This is a genomic window from Mycobacterium sp. (genome assembly GCF_049683355.1).
Lineage (GTDB): Bacteria > Actinomycetota > Actinomycetes > Mycobacteriales > Mycobacteriaceae > Mycobacterium.
Genome location: NZ_JBAUJB010000154.1, coordinates 1 through 1,920, shown reverse-complemented (window position 1 = coordinate 1,920; position 1,920 = coordinate 1). Strand labels below are relative to the sequence as shown.

General features: G+C 67.4%; 3 protein-coding genes. All 3 read left to right on the top strand.

Annotation, left to right across the window (positions count from 1 at the left end):
- On the top strand, positions 1 to 630 hold a 630-nt coding region (locus WA944_RS09600; RefSeq protein ID WP_526646818.1), incomplete at its 5' end, for a pyridoxal phosphate-dependent aminotransferase.
- Positions 627 to 1,259 carry an imidazoleglycerol-phosphate dehydratase HisB gene (gene hisB / locus WA944_RS09595; protein WP_526646816.1) on the top strand — a complete coding sequence of 211 codons (633 nt, stop codon included), beginning with the start codon at positions 627 to 629 and terminating at the stop codon, positions 1,257 to 1,259. The genes WA944_RS09600 and hisB, both read left to right, overlap by 4 nt.
- The gene (gene hisH, locus WA944_RS09590) at positions 1,256 to 1,876 is read left to right on the top strand and encodes an imidazole glycerol phosphate synthase subunit HisH (RefSeq protein ID WP_370333410.1); all 621 of its coding nucleotides are present in this window, start codon (positions 1,256 to 1,258) and stop codon (positions 1,874 to 1,876) included. The genes hisB and hisH overlap by 4 nt, the downstream gene beginning before the upstream one ends.
- Positions 1,877 to 1,920 lie beyond the last annotated feature (44 nt).

The following is a 1,920-nucleotide window of genomic DNA, read 5'->3' as shown; positions in this document are numbered from 1 at the left end:
ATCAAGGAGCACAACCCCGACATCGTGTTCGTCGCCAGTCCCAACAACCCGTCGGGGCAGAGCGTCTCCACCGATGATCTGCGCCAACTGCTCGACGCCATGAACGGCGGCGTCATGATCGTCGACGAGGCGTACGGCGAATTCTCCTCCCAGCCCAGCGCCGTCGGCCTGCTCGACGAGTATCCGGCCAGGCTCGTCGTCACCCGCACCATGAGCAAGGCGTTCGCCTTCGCCGGGGGCCGGCTCGGGTACCTGATCGCGGCGCCGGCCGTCATCGACGCGATGCTGCTGGTGCGGTTGCCCTACCACCTGTCGTCGGTGACCCAGGCCGCGGCCCGGGCGGCACTGCGCCACGCCGACGACACGCTGGGAAGCGTCGCGACGCTGATCGCCGAACGCCACCGGGTGTCGGAGGCATTGACCGCCATGGGTTTCCGGGTGATCCCCAGCGACGCGAACTTCGTGCTGTTCGGCGAGTTCGCCGACGCACCCGCCACCTGGCAGCGCTACCTCGACGACGGCGTGCTGATCCGCGACGTCGGGATCCCCGGATACCTGCGCACCACCATCGGCCTGGCCCACGAGAACGACGCGCTGCTGGCCGCCAGCGCCCGAATAGGAGCACCGTGACACACCCCGAACCCGTCCGCGCCACCCGTCGCGCCAGGATCGAACGCAAGACCAGCGAGTCCGACATCGTCGTCGAGCTCGACCTCGACGGCACCGGCAAGGTCAGCGTCGAGACCGGGGTGCCGTTCTTCGACCACATGCTCACCTCGCTGGGTAGCCACGCCAGCTTCGACCTGATGATCAAGGCCGTCGGTGACATCGAGATCGAGGGCCACCACACCATCGAGGACACCGCAATCGTGCTCGGTCAGGCCCTCGGGCAGGCCTTGGGCGACAAGACGGGGATTCGCCGCTTCGGCGACGCGTTCATCCCGATGGACGAGACGCTGGCCCACGCCGCCGTCGACGTCTCCGGGCGGCCCTACTTCGTGCACACCGGTGAACCGGAGTACATGGTGGAGTTCACCATCGCCGGATCCAGCGCGCCATATCACACCGTGGTGAACCGGCACGTCTTCGAATCGCTGGCCTTCAACGCTCGGATCGCGCTGCATGTGCGAACGCTCTACGGACGCGACCCCCACCACATCACCGAGGCCCAGTACAAGGCGGTGGCCCGCGCGCTACGCCAGGCGGTCGAGTACGACGGCCGCGTTTCGGGTGTGCCATCGACCAAAGGCACGCTGTGACAAAGAAACTCGTCGTACTGGATTACGGATCGGGGAACCTGCGTTCGGCGCAACGGGCGTTGCAGCGTGTCGGTGCCGACGTCGAGGTGTCCGCCGACCCGTCGGCGGCGATGGACGCCGACGGCCTCGTGGTGCCCGGCGTGGGAGCCTTCGAGTCGTGCATGACGGGGCTGCGGAAGATCGGTGGGGAGAAGATCATCGCCGACCGGCTGGCAGCCGGCCGCCCGGTGCTCGGGGTGTGCGTCGGCATGCAGATCCTGTTCGCGCGCGGCGTCGAGTTCGGCATCGAGACCACCGGCTGCGGACAGTGGCCCGGCGCGGTCGTTCGGCTCGATGCCCCGGTGATCCCGCACATGGGATGGAACGTCGTCGATGCTCCCACCGGCAGTGTGCTGTTCGACGGGATGGATGCCGACACCCGCTTCTACTTCGTGCATTCCTACGCCGCGCAGCTGTGGGAAGGCGATCCCGACGCGCTGCTGACGTGGGCGACCCACGAGGTGTCGTTCCTGGCTGCGGTCGAGAACGGCCCGTTGTCGGCCACCCAGTTCCACCCCGAGAAGAGCGGTGACGCCGGTGCCCATCTGCTGTCGAACTGGATGAAGGCGCTAAATTGACCAGCGTGAACGCCACGGTGAATGCGACCACCCCCACGCTGATC